Source organism: Thauera sp. 2A1 (assembly GCF_009469595.2).
Classification (GTDB): Bacteria; Pseudomonadota; Gammaproteobacteria; order Burkholderiales; family Rhodocyclaceae; genus Thauera.
The window spans coordinates 67892-84402 of sequence record NZ_SSXV01000015.1 but is presented as its reverse complement, the minus strand read 5'-3'; the positions used below and the strand labels follow the sequence as shown (position 1 = coordinate 84402).

Here is a 16511-nt window from a genome sequence, read left to right as displayed (position 1 = left end):
TAGCATTCCGCTTTTTCCCGAAGAACGGCGATGCAAGCGAAGTTTCTGGTGATCGTGCTCGGCTGCATGCTGCTTTCCGCCTGTGGCATCAAGGGCCCGCTGTACATGCCGGCGCCTGCGTCCAGGGGGCAGGCCGGCACGGCCGCTCCGCAGGCGGGCGCTGATGATAGCAAACGCTTCGTCACGCCGGAGGACGGGCTTCCGCCTGCGTTGAGACCCCGATGAGCCACCCCTACCCCACGCCCACCCTCCACGCCGTCAATGGCGCGCTGGCCCTCGAGGACGTCGCGCTGCAGGACATCGCGACCCGCTACGGTACGCCCGCCTACGTGTATTCACGTGCTGCGCTGACGGCCGCCTTCGAGGCCTATCGCCAGGCCCTGGGCGGCCGCCGCTCGCTCGTCTGCTATGCGGTGAAGGCCAACTCCAACCTCGGCGTGCTGTCGGTGTTTGCACGGCTGGGCGCCGGTTTCGACATCGTCTCGGGCGGCGAGCTGGCGCGCGTGATCGCTGCCGGCGGCGACGCCGGCAAGGTGGTGTTCTCCGGCGTGGGCAAGAGCCGTGCGGAGATGCGCCAGGCGCTGGCAGCCGGCATCCGCTGCTTCAACGTCGAATCGGCGGCCGAGCTCGAGCGCCTGAACGAAGTGGCGGGTGATGCCGGAAGAACGGCGCCGATCGCGCTGCGGGTGAATCCCGACGTCGACCCCAAGACTCACCCCTACATCTCCACCGGCCTCAAGAGCAACAAGTTCGGCGTGGCCTTCGATGACGCGCCGGCGCTCTACCGGCGCGCAGCGCAACTGCCGCACCTGCGCATCCACGGCGTCGCCTGCCACATCGGCTCGCAGCTTCTGGATGCCGCGCCCATGGTCGAGGCAGCGCAGAAGTTGCTCGCCCTGGTCGACCAGCTCGCGGCCGAAGGCATCGCGCTGGACCACATCGACCTTGGGGGCGGGCTGGGCATCCGCTACAGGGACGAGACCCCGCCTGCGGTGGCCGAATACCTGGCGCCGCTACTGGCCGCGTTCGAAGGCCGCAAGGAGGAATTGTGCTTCGAGCCGGGGCGTTCGCTGGTCGGCAACGCCGGGCTGCTGCTGACCCGCATCGAGTACCTGAAGCCGGGCGAGGAGAAGAACTTCGCCATCGTCGATGCGGCCATGAACGACCTTGCGCGACCGGCGCTGTACGACGCCTATCACGAGGTCGTCGCCGTGCATGAGCGCACCCTGCCGCCGCAGCGCTACGAGATCGTCGGCCCGATCTGCGAGAGCGGCGACTTCCTGGCCCACGATCGCAGCCTGGCCGTGGCCGAGGGCGACCTGCTCGCCATCCTTTCGGCCGGGGCCTACGGCATGACGATGAGCTCGAACTACAACACCCGCGGACGCGCGGCGGAAGTCATGGTGGACGGTGATCGGGTCCACCTCGTGCGCGAACGAGAAACGGTCGAGAACCTCTTCGCCGCAGAACAGCCGCTGCCCTGAGCGCAATCTCACCCGACTGCGGGCCGGACCGAGTAGCCGGCCCCCGCGTCACGCGTCAGCGCCTTCCTTGCTGCGCGCCGCCTCCTCGTACAGGGCCCGCCCGAACGCCTTCCACACCGGACCGCCGCTGGTGTGCACGCCGATCAGGGCGCTCTGGCGCATGGTGTTGAGCATCAGCTCGGACAGCGCGAACAGCTCGCCCTTGCCGCGTTGCGCGTAGTCCGGATGGCGCAGCAGCCCCAGGCGGCATTCGCTAGTGCAAGAAAGCGCCTCGCGGGCGAGCGTGCGCATCGTCGCCACGTTGTCCCAATCGAGCCCCAGCGCGATGCCGCGCTTGATCATCTCCTGTTCCACTTCCCGTGCCGTGCGATCGTAGTGCCCGAAGCCGCTCATGATGTCCACATCCTCAAGGCGCCCGACGAAAAGCCAGAAGCTCCAACACCGGGCGGGCGCCGGACGGCCTGCTCGTCCGTCGCGGTTTTCCATGCCGTATAGTATTGCGCATGGGAAGCCGTTTGCGGCACCGCAGCATCCCTGAATCGAGGCATCCTCCACAATTGCGGCCATATTTGCCCCCCGCCTCGCGATGATTTTCCCCATGCTCCGCGGCACCGCCCACCTGTTCCGCCATTTGACCGCGACACTGCTGGCGTGCGTCACGTTGCTCGCTGCCGCCGAGCCGCTGCCTCCGACCGTCAGGCTCGCGCTGGAGCAGGCGAAGGTGCCCATCGACGCGGTGTCGATCTGGGTTCAGCCCGTCGGCAGCGACCGTCCAGCACTGGCCGTGAATGCGGCGCAGCCGATGAACCCGGCCTCGGTGATGAAGCTGGTGACCGCCTTCGCCGCCTTCGAGCGCCTTGGACCCGCGCGCACCTGGAGCACGCGCATCGCCAGCCACGGACGGGTGAATGGCGGCGTCCTCGACGGCGACCTGTACATCGTCGGCGGCGCCGACCCGGTGCTTGGCTACGACCGCCTGTGGAAGATGCTGCGCCGCGTGCGCGCGCTCGGCATCCGTTCGGTGAAGGGCGACATCGTGCTCGACGCGTCGGCCCTGTCACTGCCGCCGCACGACCCCGCCGCCTTCGACGGCCGTGGCCTGCGCCCCTACAACAGCGGCCCGGACGGCCTGCTGCTGAACTGGAACACGCTGCAGCTCGCGCTCACCCCGGCAACGCGCGCCTCGGAGGCAGTATCCGTCGCGACCGAGCCGCCGCTCGCCGGGCTGGTGATCGATAACCGCCTGGTCACGTCCGACGGGCCGTGCGTCGTCTGGTATCGCGACCTCGACGCCCGCCTCGAGCCCGGCCCGCGCCTGGTGCTGGCAGGCAGCCTGCCGGCCAGTTGCGGACCGCGCGATTGGAGCGCAGCGCCGTTGCCACCGGCCGATTTCGGCACGGCGCTGGTCGCCGGCCTGTGGCAGGAAATCGGCGGCACGCTGAACGGAAAGGTACGTGCGGGGAGCACGCCGAGCGAGGCCGAGACGCGCCTGACGGAAGAATCACCCCCGCTGGCGGAGATTGTGCGCGACATGAACAAGTGGTCGAGCAACGTCATCGCGCGCCAATTGCTAGCGACGCTGGGCGCCGCGCCTGCGGCCGACGGGCGGGCGGCGGGCGACATGGTGGCGCGCGGCGCACGCATCGCTGCCGACACGCTCGATACGGCAGGCATCGACACCCGCGGCCTGGTGATCGAAAACGGCTCCGGCCTGTCACGCATCGCCCGCGCCAGCGCCGCGAGCCTGGGCCAGCTCCTGCAGGCTGCATGGCGACGACCGTGGATGCCAGAATACATCGCCGCGCTGCCGGTCGCCGGCGTCGACGGCACCGCGCGCAAGCGGCTGGCGGGCAGCCCGGCCAACGGCCAGGCCCACATCAAGACCGGCACGCTGAACGGCGTGCGCGCGATGGCCGGCTATGTGCTGGACGCCGGCGGCGAACGCCATGTAGTGGTCATGATGGTCAACCACCCTGAGGCGGCGAACTCCGCCGCAGCGCAGGACGCGCTGCTCGAATGGGTGTGGGCCCGCGGCCTGCGACCCTCGCCCTGATCACTGCTCAATCCATCGGCATCGTGCCGCGGTTGATCAACGCCAGCCAGCCGCGCACCACGCGGTAGAGCACCCACAGGCCAGCCAGGCCGATCAGCAGCAGGGCAAACGGGATGCCGATGATGGTCACCATCATCAGCACCGACACCAGGATCCACAGCACCGCAAACCAGAAGGTGCGGATCTGCCAGCGGAAGTGGCTCTCCAGCCAGGTGCCGCGCACCGCCGACTGGTTCCAGTAGTTCAGCACGATGGCCGCGATCGACGGCAGGCTGGCGACGAAGCTGCCGATGATGGTCGCCGATCCCACCACGCCGGAAAACACCGCGAAGGCATGCAGCGCGTAGATCAGATGGGTGAGGGTCACCATGTTCTCGGACGGCTGGCCGGCCTCGAGCGGGGCGGGATGGGGGTTGCTCATCGGTTTTCCTTTGTTCATTGGGAGGCTGCGGTGGCCTTCAGGGGAGGGCCTGACCGCGATTCGACGTACCGGTCGCGCTCGAGCGCGCTCCGACCCGCACCACCGAGGCAGGGGTTGCCGTAGGAGCGCGCTTGGGCTCGAATAGTGCCCGCCCGAGCTCGAGCCCCCTGCTACAGACCGAGCTCGCTCCACATCGCATCGACCTTCTGCTTCACCGCCGTATCCATGACGATCGGGCGACCCCACTCGCGGCTGGTCTCGCCCGGCCACTTGTTGGTCGCATCGAGCCCCATCTTGCTGCCCAGCCCGGCAACCGGGCTGGCGAAGTCGAGGTAGTCGATCGGCGTGTTATCGACCAGCGTGGTGTCGCGCGTGGCGTCCATGCGGGTGGTGAGCGCCCAGATCACTTCCTTCCAGTCGCGGATGTTCACGTCATCATCCACCACGATGATGAACTTCGTGTACATGAACTGGCGCAGGAAACTCCAGATGCCGAACATCACCCGCTTGGCGTGGCCGGGGTACTGCTTGCGGATGCTCACCACCGCGAGGCGGTAGGAGCAGCCTTCCGGCGGCAGGTAGAAATCGACGATCTCGGTGAACTGCTTCTGCAGCAGCGGCACGAAGACCTCGTTGAGCGCCACGCCCAGCATCGCCGGCTCGTCGGGCGGCTTGCCGGTGTAGGTGCTGTGATAGATCGGATCGCGCCGCATGGTGATGCGCTCGATGGTGAACACCGGAAAGTCGGAGACTTCGTTGTAGTAGCCGGTGTGGTCGCCGTAGGGGCCTTCGGGCGCCATGTCATTGGGCTGGATCGCACCTTCGAGCACGATCTCGGCGGAGGCCGGCACCTGCAGATCGTTGCCGAGGCACTTCACCAGCTCGGTCTTGGCCCCGCGCAAGAGGCCGGCGAACTGGTATTCGGAGATCGTGTCCGGCACCGGCGTCACCGCGCCGAGGATGGTCGCCGGGTCGCAGCCCAGCACCACCGACACCGGGAAAGGCTCGCCCGGATGCGCGCGCTGGTGCTCGAGGAAATCCAGCGCGCCGCCGCGATGCGCCAGCCAGCGCATGATCACGCGGTTGCGGCCGATCACCTGCTGGCGGTAGATGCCCAGGTTCTGGCGCTTCTTGTGAGGCCCGCGCGTCACCACCAGGCCCCAGGTGATCAGCGGCGCGGCGTCTCCCGGCCAGCAGTGCTGGATCGGCAGCTTGGCGAGGTCGACTTCATCGCCCTGCCACACCACCTGCTGGCAGGGTGCGGAGCGGACCTCCCTGGGCGCCATGTTGAGCACCTGCTTCAGCACCGGCAGCTTGTCCCAGGCGTCCTTCAGACCCTTGGGCGGCTCGGGCTCCTTCAGGTAGGCGAGCAGCTTGCCGACCTCACGCAGCGGCGTGCTCCAGTTGCCGTCGGCGACGTCCTCACCCATGCCCATCGCCACCCTCTGCGGCGTGCCGAAGAGGTTGGCGAGCACCGGGATCGCCTGCGGCACGCCTTTGGTGACCGGTTTCTCGAACAGCAGCGCCGGGCCGCCGGCGCGCAGCACACGATCGGCGATCTCGGTCATCTCGAGATGCGTGTCCACTGGCATCGAGATGCGCTTGAGTTCTCCGCGGGCTTCGAGCTGGGTGATGAAGTCGCGCAGGTCATCGTATTTCATTCAGGGATTTCCAGAAGTTGGCCGCGTCCAGCGCATGACTGCCACGCCCCCTGCGGCGGCAGGGTCGGTCGATGGGTGGGGCCTGGTCGTGACGGCGGCGGTTGAGCACGGAGGCTTCGCGGTCAAGCCCGCTCCCGCGGCTGCGTTCGTGGCACGAAAGGTCGCGGCCGATTCCGCCGCATTCAGCGGTGCGCGTTGATCGCATCCCGGGTGTCGAGCGCCACCTTGCGCGCGGCCTCGGCGAAGTCCTCGCCCTCATTCGCCTTGACTCCTGCGTACAGGATCGCGCGCGAGGAGTTGATCATCAGCCCGTTGCCGTTCGCCGTGCGCCCGGCGGCCAGCGTCGCGGCGATGTCGCCGCCCTGGGCGCCGATACCGGGCACCAGCAGCGGCATGTCACCGGTGAGATCGCGCACGCGCGCGATCTCCGCCGGGAAGGTGGCGCCGACCACCAGGCCGCAGTTGCCGCTGGCGTTCCAGTCCTCGGCGACGGTGCGGGCGACGTGCTCATACAGCTTCATCCGGCCCCTGGGCGTCTCGACCTCGAGGAACTGCAGGTCGGAGCCGCCCGGGTTGGAGGTGCGGCAGAGCAGAATCACGCCCTTGTCCGGGTAGGCCAGGTAGGGATCGATCGAGTCGCGGCCCATGTAGGGATTGACCGTGATCGCGTCGGCCTTGAAGCGCTCGAAGGCCTCGATGGCGTACTGCTCGGCGGTGCTGCCGATGTCGCCACGCTTGGCGTCGAGGATCACCGGAATCGCGGGGTGTTTCGCGTGGATGTGCTCGATCAGCGCCTCGAGCTGGTCCTCGGCGCCACGGGCGGCGAAATAGGCGATCTGCGGCTTGAAGCAGCACACGAGATCGGCCGTCGCGTCGACGATGGCCTTGCAGAACTCGAAAATGGCGTCCTGGCGACCCTGCAGGTGGGCCGGAAACCTGGCGGGGTCGGGGTCGAGGCCGACGCACAGCAGGCTGTTGCGCTGCTGCCAGGCGGCCGTCAGGGCGGTCATGAAGTGCATGCGAGCTCCTGGTTGAATGCGGCCGCCATGATAAGCCGGAACGCCCCCGGACACGCTCGTTGCAGCGGGCACGCCCCGGCTGCAACTCACTGGATACCTAGTATCTTCTTCGCCTTTTCCAGCGTGTCGAGCGACTTCTGATGCTCGCCGGCCTTGTGGTATACCTCGCCGTTGATGCGGTACTCCTTCACCTCAGCGAGCTGCTGCGCGCTGAGCGGTGGATTTTTCGCCAGGGCATCGTCGATCTTCTTCATCTCTTGCGGGCAGTGGAAGGCAAACGCGGCTGACGACAGCAGGGCAGCGAAGGCACCTGCCACCATGCGCATCTTCGTGTTCATGGCGATCTCCTCGGAGGCGGGCACATGCCCGCTAGCGGTTGACCGGCCACGCGCGTCATCGTTGCACGACACTCACATACCGCGTATCAGGTCGTCGAGAAATACGCCGGCGAAGATCGCCGCGCCCACCCAGTTGTTGTGGCGGAAGGCCTTGAAGCAGTTTGCGCGATCGCGCTCGCGGATCAGCGTGTAGTGGTAACCGGCGATGGCGGCCGCGACGAGCAGGCCCGCGAAATACCACGGACCGCGCGCGGCAGCGACACCGACTGCGGCCAGCAGGCCGAAGCTTGCCGCGTAGCACAGCATCACCGCGGCGACGTCGAAGCGTCCGAAGGTGATCGCCGAGGTCTTGATGCCGATCTTGAGGTCGTCGGGACGGTCGACCATCGCGTACTCGGTATCGTAGGCCACCGCCCAGAAGATGTTGGCCAGCAGCATGACCCACGCGATCGCCGGCACTTCGCCGAGGATCGCGGCAAAACCCATCGGGATGCCGAAGCCGAAGGCGATGCCGAGATAGGCCTGCGGGATGGCGAAGAAGCGCTTGGTGAAGGGATAGCTCGCAGCGAGGAACAGCGCCGGCAGCGACAGCCAGATCACCAGCGGCTTCAGCGGCAGGATCAGCACGAAAGCGACCAGCGACAGGCCGGCGGCCAGCAGCAGGGCCTCGCGCGTGCTGACCGACTTCGTCGCCAGCGGGCGGCTGCGCGTGCGCTCGACGTGGCCGTCGAAGTCGCGGTCGGCATAGTCATTGATCACACAGCCGGCCGAGCGCATCAGGAAGGTGCCGAGGGTGAAGATCACCAGCACGTGCAGCGGCGGCCAGCCGTCGGCAGCGATCCACAGCGCCCAGAGGGTCGGCCACAGGAGCAGCAGCGTGCCGATCGGCTTGTCGATCCGCATCAGGCGTGCGTAAAGAGGCAATTTCGCGCTGAGTGTCATGGTGTTGGTCATCGGGGCAGGTCGAATATCGCGGGGAGGAAGAATTCGCTCACCATCAGCGCGCGGTCGTGTCGGCGGAACAGCGAGCGGCGCGCCCACAGGTCGCACGGCAGGGAAGCCGACGCTGCGTGCAGGGAGAGCGCGGAACGGGCCCGATGATAACGCGCATCGCGCGCATCGAAGCGCTTGCAGGTGAGCGGCGAGCGACTGATCGCCGGATCGGCGAACAGCGCCGCCCCCAGCGGGCGGGCGCCCATGCCGTGGAACAGGTTCCAGGCGCCGCGCACATTGCGGCGCGGCAGCAGCGAGCGGCCGAACACCACCGGGCGGCCGTCGGCAAGCAGCAGCACCTCGCGCACCCAGACCCGCTCACCGGGGCGCAGGCCGAGCAAGGCTGCCTCGTCGAGCCGCGCGGCGCCAAGGCGCTGCTCGAGCACGCGAACGGAGAAGCGGGTGCAGCGCGCGCGGATGCGTGAGGTCAGCGAAGCGGGGTCGGTGAGCCAGGGCCACAGCGACGGCGGCACGGAGGCGCGCGGCGGCGTCGGCAGCCAGGTTTCACGATGAAGGCTGGGTCGCATTTGAGGCTTGAATTCGGGGTGCGGCATTCTATCAAGCGCAACGCAGGGGCACGGACTCCTCGCCTCATCGCCGTTGCGCCATGGCGGGTGTTCGTTCCGAGGGCTGCGGAACTCGCTCCCTGCGGTCGCTCAGACAGTCCTCGCCCTCTCCACGATCACCCGCCACGGCGCAACTCGCAGTGGGCGCTGCACTCTGCGTCAGGCTCGAAGCAAGGCTTCCCGCCCACCCAGCCAGCGCGCCATGAGCCGATCGGCCGCCTGCGGCATGTCGCGCAGCATCTGCCCGGCGAGCGCGCGTGCCGGCTCGATCAGATCGACGTCGTCTTCCAGGCTGGCGTAGCGCAGCAGCGGCAGGCCGCTCTGGCGCGCGCCGACGAACTCGCCGGGGCCGCGGATGCGCAAGTCGGCGCGGGCGATCTCGAAGCCGTCGGTGTTCTCGTAGATCACCTTCAGGCGCTCGCGCCCGGTCTGCGACAGCGGCTGGGCGTACAGCAGGATGCACACCGACTCGGCGCTGCCGCGCCCCACCCGGCCGCGCAATTGGTGCAGTTGCGCCAGGCCGAAGCGCTCGGCGTGCTCGATGACCATCAGGCTGGCGTTGGGCACGTCGACACCGACTTCGATGACGGTGGTGGCGACCAGCACGTCCAGCTCATGCGCCGCGAAGGCGGCCATGGTCGCCGATTTTTCGTCGGCCTTCAGCCGGCCGTGCAGCAGGCCGATGCGCAGGTCGGGCAGCGCGGCGGTCAGCGTCTCGAAGGTGTCGAGCGCGGTCTGCAACTGCAGCGCCTCGGATTCCTCGATCAGCGGGCACACCCAGTAGGCCTGGCGGCCTTCGCGGCAGGCCGTGCGCAGCCGGGCAACGACTTCGTCACGACGCGCGTCGGACACCAGCCGGGTGCGGATCGGCGTGCGGCCCGGCGGCAGCTCGTCGAGGATGGACACGTCGAGGTCGGCATAGTGCGTCATCGCCAGCGTGCGGGGGATGGGCGTGGCCGACATCATCAGCATGTGCGGGCGCAGGCCAGGCCCGCCTTCGCCGGCGCCGCCCGCACCGGCGGCTCCCTTCTCGCGCAGCGCCAGGCGCTGGCGCACGCCGAAGCGGTGCTGTTCGTCCACGACGGCCAACGCGAGTCGCGGCAGCGTCACCGGGTCCTCGATCAGCGCGTGCGTACCGACCGCCAGCAGCACTTCGCCGCTGCGCAGGCGTTCGAGTTCGGCCTCGCGCTCGCGCTTCCTGCGGCTGCCCGACAGCCAGGCCACATGCAGCCCGAGCGGCGTCAGCCAGCCAGCCAACTTCTTCCAGTGCTGTTCGGCGAGGATCTCGGTGGGCGCCATCAGCGCCGCCTGATAGCCGTTCTCGGCTGCCTGCAGCATCGCCAGCGCGGCGACGATGGTCTTGCCGCTGCCGACGTCGCCCTGCAGCAGCCGCTGCATCGGGTGTACCGCGGCCAGATCAACGGCGATCTCGGTGGCGGCGCGCGCCTGGGCGCCCGTCAGTCGGAAGGGAAGCTGTGCCAGCAAGGCGGCCGTCAGCTCGTCGCGTGGCTGCAGCGACACGGCACCGCGCGCACGGCGGGCGTTGTAGGCGCGGCGCAGCGAGAGCTGCTGCACCAGCAGTTCCTCGAACTTCATGCGACGCCAGGCAGGATGCTCACGCTGCTCGAGCGCCACCGGATCGGCGTCCGGCGCCGGATGATGCAGCGCGCGCAGGGCATCGGCGAATGACGGCAGGTGCAGCGCGGCGCACACCGCCGGCGGCAGCAGGTCGTCCAGCGGCGACGACGCCAGCGCGCGGTCGATCAGCTTGCGCAGCGTGCCCTGGCCCAACCCTGCCGTCGTCGGATACACCGGGGTCAGCGCCTCGGGCAGGCCCTCGTCCGCTTCCACCCGCCTGACGCGCGGATGCACCATCTCGTCGCCGAAGAAGCCGCCACGCACCTCGCCGAACAGGCGCACGCGGCTGCCGACTGCAAGCAGCTTCTGCTGCGACGGGTAAAAGTTGAGCCAGCGCGCCACCAGCGTCGCGGAAGCATCGCGCACACGGGCGACGAGCTGACGCCGCGGGCGCAGCGTCACTTCGCAGGACACCACCTCACCCTCGACCTGCGCCGGGAAGCCGGGGCGGGCGACGGCGATCGGCGTCAGCCGCGTCTCATCCTCGTAACGCAACGGCAGGTGCAGGACGAGGTCTTCCGCCCGGTGAATGTCGAGCCTGGCCAGGCGGCCGGCAAGCTGCTCGCCGACGCCGGCCCAGCCGTGCGCGGCCGGCCTGGAGGCGGCCGGCGGCGACGCCTGGCTGGCAGACGGGAGATCGAGCGCGGACGGCAAAGTGGAGCGGAAGGTCGATCGGCGGACGGGCGGCAGGCAGGCATGGCGCCATCCGCCGTAGGCTGCCTCAGCCCAGCACGAGAATGGCGTCCGCCTCGACCACTGCGCCGCGCGGCAGCTCCTTCACGCCGACGGCGGCGCGCGCCGGATAGGGCTCGGCAAAATAGCGCGACATCACTTCGTTGACCTTGGCGAAGTTGGACAGGTCGGTGAGGAAGATCGTCAGCTTGACCGCGTCGGCGAGCGAGCCGCCAGCCGCTTCGGCGACCGCCTTGAGGTTCTCGAAAACGCGCACGGTCTGCGCCTCGAAGCCTTCGACCATCTGCATGGAGGCGGGATCGAGGCCGATCTGTCCGGAAATATAGACGGTGCTGCCCGCCTTGACCGCCTGCGAGTAGGTGCCGATGGCGGCCGGGGCGTTGGGCGTGGATACGATGCTGCGGCTCATGGATTCGTCCTCGGGAGTTAGGGAGTTTGGGGAATGCGGGATTCTAACCTTTGCCCGTCTGCGGACGCGCGCCCGCCATTGCGCACACCAGTTGGGCTTCCGCCAGGGTGATGCCGCATCGCTCGGCGATGGCCGCGGCATCCAGCCCCTGGCGCGCATATACCAGGGGCGCATCGTACTCGGGCGAAATCGCGGTCGAAACGACCGCCGGCGTCGCGGCGGGCGCCGGCGACGCGAGGCGATCGCGCAAGTCTTCGACCTCGGCGCGCAGGCCGGCGATGACTCGATCCTGCGCATCGCAGCGGGCCTTCAGCCGCTCCAGTTCGCGCCGCACGTGCTGCCAGTCGAAAGCATTGCGGAACGTGGCCTCGTCGGCCTGCGGGGCCGGTCGCGGCCTCAGCTCAGGGGCGTAGTCGAAGCCCTCGTCACCCCCCTTGTCATCCCCCTGACCGTGCTCCCGGACAGGGTCTTCCGGTTCGCTGCCGGCCGGCGGCGAGCTCCCGGCGGTGCCCGGCGATCGGGCGGCCGTCGGCACCAGGCCGCGCGCCCGCGCATACCACCACGCGCCGAACGCCGCAGCCAGCGCCAGCAACACTCCGGCGGCGGCGAGAAGACTCGCCGTCATGCGCCCCGCCCGGTGCGGGAACAGCCTGCGCGCGACATGGACGAGCGGCAGATGCGGACAGGTAGACTCATCGGATGCGAGAGGAAAACGGAACGCACCGATAATAGCGGCCGCCCCCTGCCCGGACAAACCCGATGCCGTTTGACCCCTCGCTGCTGCTGTTCTGGCTCAAGAAGCTCGTCGCGCTGGCCCTGCTGCCGCCCTTGCTGCCCCTCCTCGTCATCATGGCGGGGCTATTGCTGTTGCGCCCCCGACCGCGCCTGGGCCTGAGGCTGGCCTGGTCCGGCATCGCGCTGCAGTTGCTGCTGGCGTTCCCGCCGGCCGTCGGCCTGCTGCTCGGCCCGCTGGAGACGGCGCCGCCGCTGTCACCGGACGTCGCCCGCAGCGCCCAGGCCATCGTCATCCTCGGCGCCGGCAAGCGCGACTACGCGCCGGAGTTCGGCGGCGAGACGGTGAACCGGCTCGCGCTCGAGCGTCTGCGCTACGGCGCACGCCTGGCGCGCGAAACGGACCTGCCGGTGCTGGTGAGCGGCGGCGCGCCGACCGGCGACGTCGCCGAAGCGCTGCTGATGAAGCAGAGCCTGGTCGAGGATTTCGGCATCACACCGCGCTGGGTCGAGGCGGCTTCGCTCGACACGCGCGACAACGCCCGGCTGTCGGCCTTGCAGTTGAAGACAGCGGGCGTGCACCGCGTGCTGCTGGTCACCCACGCGGTACATATGCCGCGCGCGCTTGCCGAATTCGCCGCCCAAGGCCTGGACGTGGTGCCCGCTCCGACCGCCTGGCTGGGCAGCCACGAATCGAAGGACCGCATGCTGGCGCTGCTGCCCAACCAGAATACCGCCTATGCCGGCTGGTATGCCGTGCACGAATGGCTGGGCCTGATCGCCTACCGCCTGACACGCTGAACAGGATGCTCTCGGCCTGCCACGTGCCTCCTGTTCGCGTCGAGTTCAGACACGCTCGAAGACCCCAGCTGCCCCCATGCCGGTGCCGATGCACATGCTGATCATGCCGTAGCGCAGGCTAGCATCGCGCTGCATCGCCGCCATCAGGGTGGCGACGCGGATCGCGCCGGTGGCGCCCAGCGGATGGCCGAGCGCGATCGCGCCGCCCTGCGGATTGACGCGCGCCGGGTCCAGCCCGAGCTGCCGCATCACCGCCAGCGCCTGCGCAGCGAAGGCCTCGTTCAGCTCCAACCAACCCACGTCGTCCTGCGTGATCCCGGCGCGTGCGAGCGCGCGCGGGATCGCCTCCACCGGGCCGATGCCCATGACCTCCGGTGGCACACCGGCCACCGCATGGGCGGCAACGCGCGCGATAGGCTTCGCCCCGCTGCGCTTGAGCCCCGCTTCGCTCATCAGCAGCACCGCAGCGGCGCCGTCTGACATCTGCGAGCTGTTGCCGGCGGTCACCGAGCCGCGCGCGGCAAAGACGGGTTTCAGTTTCGCCAGGCCTGCGGCAGAGGCGTCGGCGCGCGGCCCCTCGTCCTGCTGCACCACGCGCTCGACGATGCGCACCACGCCGCCCTCGCCGGGCACATGGCTGCGTACGGTGTAGGGCGCGATCTCGCCGGCGAACTGCCCGGCGGCGATCGCCGCACAGGCGCGACGGTGTGATTCGAGGGCGAAGGCGTCCTGGTCCTCGCGGCTGACCTTCCACTGCGTCGCGACCTTTTCCGCGGTGAGGCCCATGCCGAAGGCGATGCTGCGGTTCTCGTCGCGGGAGAAGATCTCGGGGTTGATGCTCACCTTGTTGCCCATGATCTGCGGCATGGCGCTCATGCTCTCGGTGCCGGCCGCGATCATGACGTCGGCCTCGCCGAGCCGGATGCGCGCCGCGGCATCGGCGACCGCCTGCAGGCCGGAGGCACAGAAGCGGTTGATCGTCATTCCCGGCACACCCGCCGGCAGGCCGGCCAGCAGCAGGCCGATGCGGGCGACATTCATGCCCTGCTCGGCCTCGGGCATCGCGCAGCCGGCGATGACGTCACCGATCTCGCGCGGGTCGAGCTCCGGCACCTGGGCGACGACGGCGCGCAGCACATGCGCCAGCATGTCGTCAGGGCGCACATGGCGGAAGGCACCGTTGCGCCGGCCCACCGGCGTGCGCAACGCGGCGACGATGTAGGCCTCCTGGATCTGTCTGCTCATGGTCGTCTCCGTCTCAGTTGCGCAAGGGCTTGCCGGTCTCGAGCATGTGCACGATGCGTTGCTGCGTCTTCTCGGTCTTCAGCAGTTCGACGAACTGCGCGCGCTCCACGTCAAGGATCCACTGCTCGCTGACCTGGGTGCCGCTGTCGACCTCCCCGCCACACAGCGCGGTGGCAGCGGCGCGGGCGACGCGGTAGTCGTGCGCCGAAATCTGGCCGCCTTCGGCCATGTTGAGCAGCATCAGCTCGCAGGTGGCGATTCCATTGCGACCGGCGACCGTCACCGCGCGCTGCGGCAGCGGTGGATGCCAGCCCGCCTCGGCGAGCGCGCGGGCGCGGCGCATCGCCACGTACAAGAGTTCGCCGGCATTGAACACGATGTCGTCGCTGGCGCGGGCGAATCCGAGCTGCACCGCCTCCAGCGCGCTCTTGGCCACCGTGGCCATGGCGATGGTCTGGAAGGCATTCTGGATGTAGGGGAAGACGTCGCCGCCGGCGGCGCGCTGCGCCATCGCGTGGGCCTGCAGGGCGAACTCCTTGCTGCCGCCACCGGCCGGGATCAGGCCCACGCCCGCCTCCACCAGCCCGATGTAGCTCTCCAGCGCCAGCACGCGGTGCGCCGCATGCATCAGGAATTCGCAGCCGCCGCCCAGCGCCATGCCCTGCACCGCTGCCACTACCGGCACCTGCGCGTGGCGGATGCGCAGGGCGGTGTGCTGGAAGCGCGCCACCATGCGCTCGAGCAGGTCGAACTGGTGCGCGTGGCAGGCCTGCGCCACCTGCTGCAGGTTGGCGCCGACGGCGAACGGCGCCTCGTGCCAGATCACCAGACCATCCAGTTCGACCTCCGCGCGCGCGATCGACTCCAGGATGCCGTCCATGACCTCGTCGCCGATGGCGTGCATCTTCGAGGTGATGGACAGGATGCCGATGCCCCTGTCCTGATCCGGGCGCCGCCACAGGCGCACGCCGCCGTTCTCCCACAGGGTTTCGCCGCGATCGGCCGGTGCTTCGCCGAGCACGCGGTCAGGGTAGAACTGGCGCTGGTACACCGGCAGCGTGGTGCGCGGCTTGAGCACGCCCTCGGCCGCGCTCCACGATCCCGAGGGCGCGTGAACGCCCTCACGCTCCCGCACCCACGCGGGAAGATCCACCCTCGCCATCGCACGGCCGTGGTCGATATCCTCCTGGATCAACCGGGCGATGTCTTGCCAGCCGGCGGCCTGCCACGTCTCGAACGGCCCCACCGCCCAGCCGAAGCCCCAGCGCATCGCCAGGTCGATGTCGCGCGCATTGTCGGCGATGTCGCCCAGATGCACCGCGCAATAGTGAAAGACATCGCGGAAGATCGACCACAGGAACTGCGCCTGCGGATGCGGATGCGCCGCCAGTTCGGCGAACTTCTCCGCCGGATCACGCAGCTTGAGGATCTCCTCGATATCCGGGAAGACTTCGCCGCCGCTGTCGACGTAGTCCTGGCGGTGCAGGTCGAGCACCAGGACGCGCTTGCCTTCCTTGCGATAGATGCCGGCGCCCGCCTTCTGGCCGAGCGCGCCGCGCGCGATCAGCGCACGCAGCCAGTCGGGCGTGCGGAAATGTCCGCTCCACGGATCGTCGGCCAGCGTCGCCTGCATGGTGTCGATGACATGCGCGACGGTGTCGAGCCCGACGACGTCGGCGGTGCGGAAGGTCGCGCTCTTGGGCCGGCCGATGCGCGGCCCGGTGAGCAGATCGACCTCGTCGAAACCGAGCCCCAGCCGCGCGGTATGGTGCAGCACCGCGAGGATGGAGAACACGCCGACGCGGTTGGCGACGAAGTTGGGCGTGTCCTTGGCGCGCACGATGTGCTTGCCCAGCCGGGTGGTGAGCCAGGCCTCCAGCGCGTCGAGCATGGCGGGGTCGGTGGCGGCGGCGGGGATCAGTTCCACCAGCGGCATGTAGCGCGGCGGGTTGAAGAAATGGATGCCGCAGAAGCGCACGCGCCGGTCGGCCGGCATGCCGGCAGCGAGCGCCTCGATCGACAGGCCCGAAGTATTGGAGGCAAACACGGCGCCGGGCTTCAGGTGAGGCGCAACCTTGGCATACAGATCGAGCTTCCAGTCCATGCGCTCGGCGATGGCCTCGATCACCAGGTCGCATTCGCCCAGCCGCCCCAGGTCGCTGGCGTAATTGGCCGCTTCGATATGTTGCGCCCTGTCCTTCGCGGCGAGCGGCGCCGGATCCAGTTTGGCGAGCGTGGCGAGCGATTTCGTCACGATGCCGTTGGGCGGCCCCTCCTTCGCCGGCAGGTCGAAGAGGAGCACCGGCACGTCGGCGTTGGCGCAATGCGCAGCGATCTGCGCCCCCATCACGCCGGCGCCGAGAACGGCGACCTTGCGAATCATGAAACGACTCATGCTGCCCTCCAGATGAAGAACGGGGCCCGCCAGGGCCCCGGGCCCCGCTCCACGACAGCGCGG

16 protein-coding genes are annotated in these 16511 nt (G+C 69.1%); 4 read left to right on the top strand and 12 right to left on the bottom strand.

Going from position 1 to position 16511, the window contains the following annotated elements:
• The first annotated feature begins 30 nt into the window (after positions 1-30).
• Both GH664_RS14380 and lysA read left to right on the top strand, forming a co-directional pair.
• Positions 31-225 (top strand): lipoprotein, encoded by a 195-nt coding sequence (locus tag GH664_RS14380; RefSeq protein ID WP_153168770.1) that lies wholly within the window; start codon positions 31-33, stop codon positions 223-225.
• Entirely contained in the window at positions 222-1484 is a 1263-nt protein-coding gene (gene lysA, locus GH664_RS14375; RefSeq protein WP_153168769.1) for a diaminopimelate decarboxylase, read from the top strand. The genes GH664_RS14380 and lysA overlap by 4 nt, the downstream gene beginning before the upstream one ends.
• Positions 1485-1532: 48 nt before the next feature.
• Here lysA and GH664_RS14370 read toward each other — a convergent pair whose 3' ends face one another.
• On the bottom strand, positions 1533-1877 hold the full coding sequence (locus tag GH664_RS14370) for a hypothetical protein (protein ID WP_153168768.1): 345 nt from the start codon (positions 1875-1877) through the stop codon (positions 1533-1535).
• Between the two features lie 205 nt (positions 1878-2082).
• On the opposite strand from GH664_RS14370, the gene dacB reads away from it, so the two are divergent.
• Positions 2083-3537, top strand: a complete 1455-nt coding sequence (gene dacB / locus GH664_RS14365; protein WP_153168767.1) for a D-alanyl-D-alanine carboxypeptidase/D-alanyl-D-alanine-endopeptidase — start codon at positions 2083-2085, stop codon at positions 3535-3537.
• A gap of 7 nt (positions 3538-3544) precedes the next feature.
• Here dacB and GH664_RS14360 read toward each other — a convergent pair whose 3' ends face one another.
• From GH664_RS14360 to GH664_RS14320, 9 genes are all read right to left on the bottom strand, one after another.
• Positions 3545-3958 carry a YccF domain-containing protein gene (locus GH664_RS14360; RefSeq protein WP_153168766.1) on the bottom strand — a complete coding sequence of 138 codons (414 nt, stop codon included), beginning with the start codon at positions 3956-3958 and terminating at the stop codon, positions 3545-3547.
• A 170-nt stretch (positions 3959-4128) separates the two neighbouring features.
• Positions 4129-5619 carry a 4-hydroxy-3-polyprenylbenzoate decarboxylase gene (gene ubiD / locus GH664_RS14355; protein ID WP_153168765.1) on the bottom strand — a complete coding sequence of 497 codons (1491 nt, stop codon included), beginning with the start codon at positions 5617-5619 and terminating at the stop codon, positions 4129-4131.
• A gap of 182 nt (positions 5620-5801) precedes the next feature.
• Entirely contained in the window at positions 5802-6638 is an 837-nt protein-coding gene (gene pyrF, locus GH664_RS14350; RefSeq protein WP_153168764.1) for an orotidine-5'-phosphate decarboxylase, read from the bottom strand.
• Between the two features lie 86 nt (positions 6639-6724).
• On the bottom strand, positions 6725-6976 hold the full coding sequence (locus GH664_RS14345) for a hypothetical protein (protein WP_228111527.1): 252 nt from the start codon (positions 6974-6976) through the stop codon (positions 6725-6727).
• 72 nt (positions 6977-7048) lie between these two features.
• Positions 7049-7930 carry a 4-hydroxybenzoate octaprenyltransferase gene (gene ubiA, locus GH664_RS14340; RefSeq protein ID WP_153168763.1) on the bottom strand — a complete coding sequence of 294 codons (882 nt, stop codon included), beginning with the start codon at positions 7928-7930 and terminating at the stop codon, positions 7049-7051.
• Complete coding sequence (locus tag GH664_RS14335) at positions 7927-8496, bottom strand: chorismate lyase (RefSeq protein ID WP_153168762.1); 570 nt, start codon at positions 8494-8496, stop codon at positions 7927-7929. Before GH664_RS14335 ends, ubiA begins: the two co-directional genes overlap by 4 nt.
• Positions 8497-8694: 198 nt before the next feature.
• Positions 8695-10827: an ATP-dependent DNA helicase RecG gene (gene recG, locus GH664_RS14330; protein WP_153168761.1), complete on the bottom strand. Its 2133-nt coding sequence runs from the start codon at positions 10825-10827 to the stop codon at positions 8695-8697.
• A gap of 67 nt (positions 10828-10894) precedes the next feature.
• A complete protein-coding gene (locus GH664_RS14325) occupies positions 10895-11275 on the bottom strand; it encodes a RidA family protein (protein WP_153168760.1) in 381 nt (126 codons plus the stop codon).
• A gap of 43 nt (positions 11276-11318) precedes the next feature.
• Positions 11319-11900, bottom strand: coding sequence for a DUF2802 domain-containing protein (locus tag GH664_RS14320; protein WP_153168759.1), 582 nt, complete (start codon positions 11898-11900; stop codon positions 11319-11321).
• A gap of 134 nt (positions 11901-12034) precedes the next feature.
• Here GH664_RS14320 and GH664_RS14315 point away from each other — a divergent pair, with 134 nt between their 5' ends.
• A complete protein-coding gene (locus tag GH664_RS14315) occupies positions 12035-12808 on the top strand; it encodes a YdcF family protein (protein ID WP_153168758.1) in 774 nt (257 codons plus the stop codon).
• A 45-nt stretch (positions 12809-12853) separates the two neighbouring features.
• Here GH664_RS14315 and GH664_RS14310 read toward each other — a convergent pair whose 3' ends face one another.
• Entirely contained in the window at positions 12854-14053 is a 1200-nt protein-coding gene (locus GH664_RS14310) for an acetyl-CoA C-acyltransferase (protein WP_153168757.1), read from the bottom strand.
• A gap of 13 nt (positions 14054-14066) precedes the next feature.
• On the bottom strand, positions 14067-16448 hold the full coding sequence (locus GH664_RS14305; protein WP_153168756.1) for a 3-hydroxyacyl-CoA dehydrogenase/enoyl-CoA hydratase family protein: 2382 nt from the start codon (positions 16446-16448) through the stop codon (positions 14067-14069).
• Positions 16449-16511: the final 63 nt, after the last annotated feature.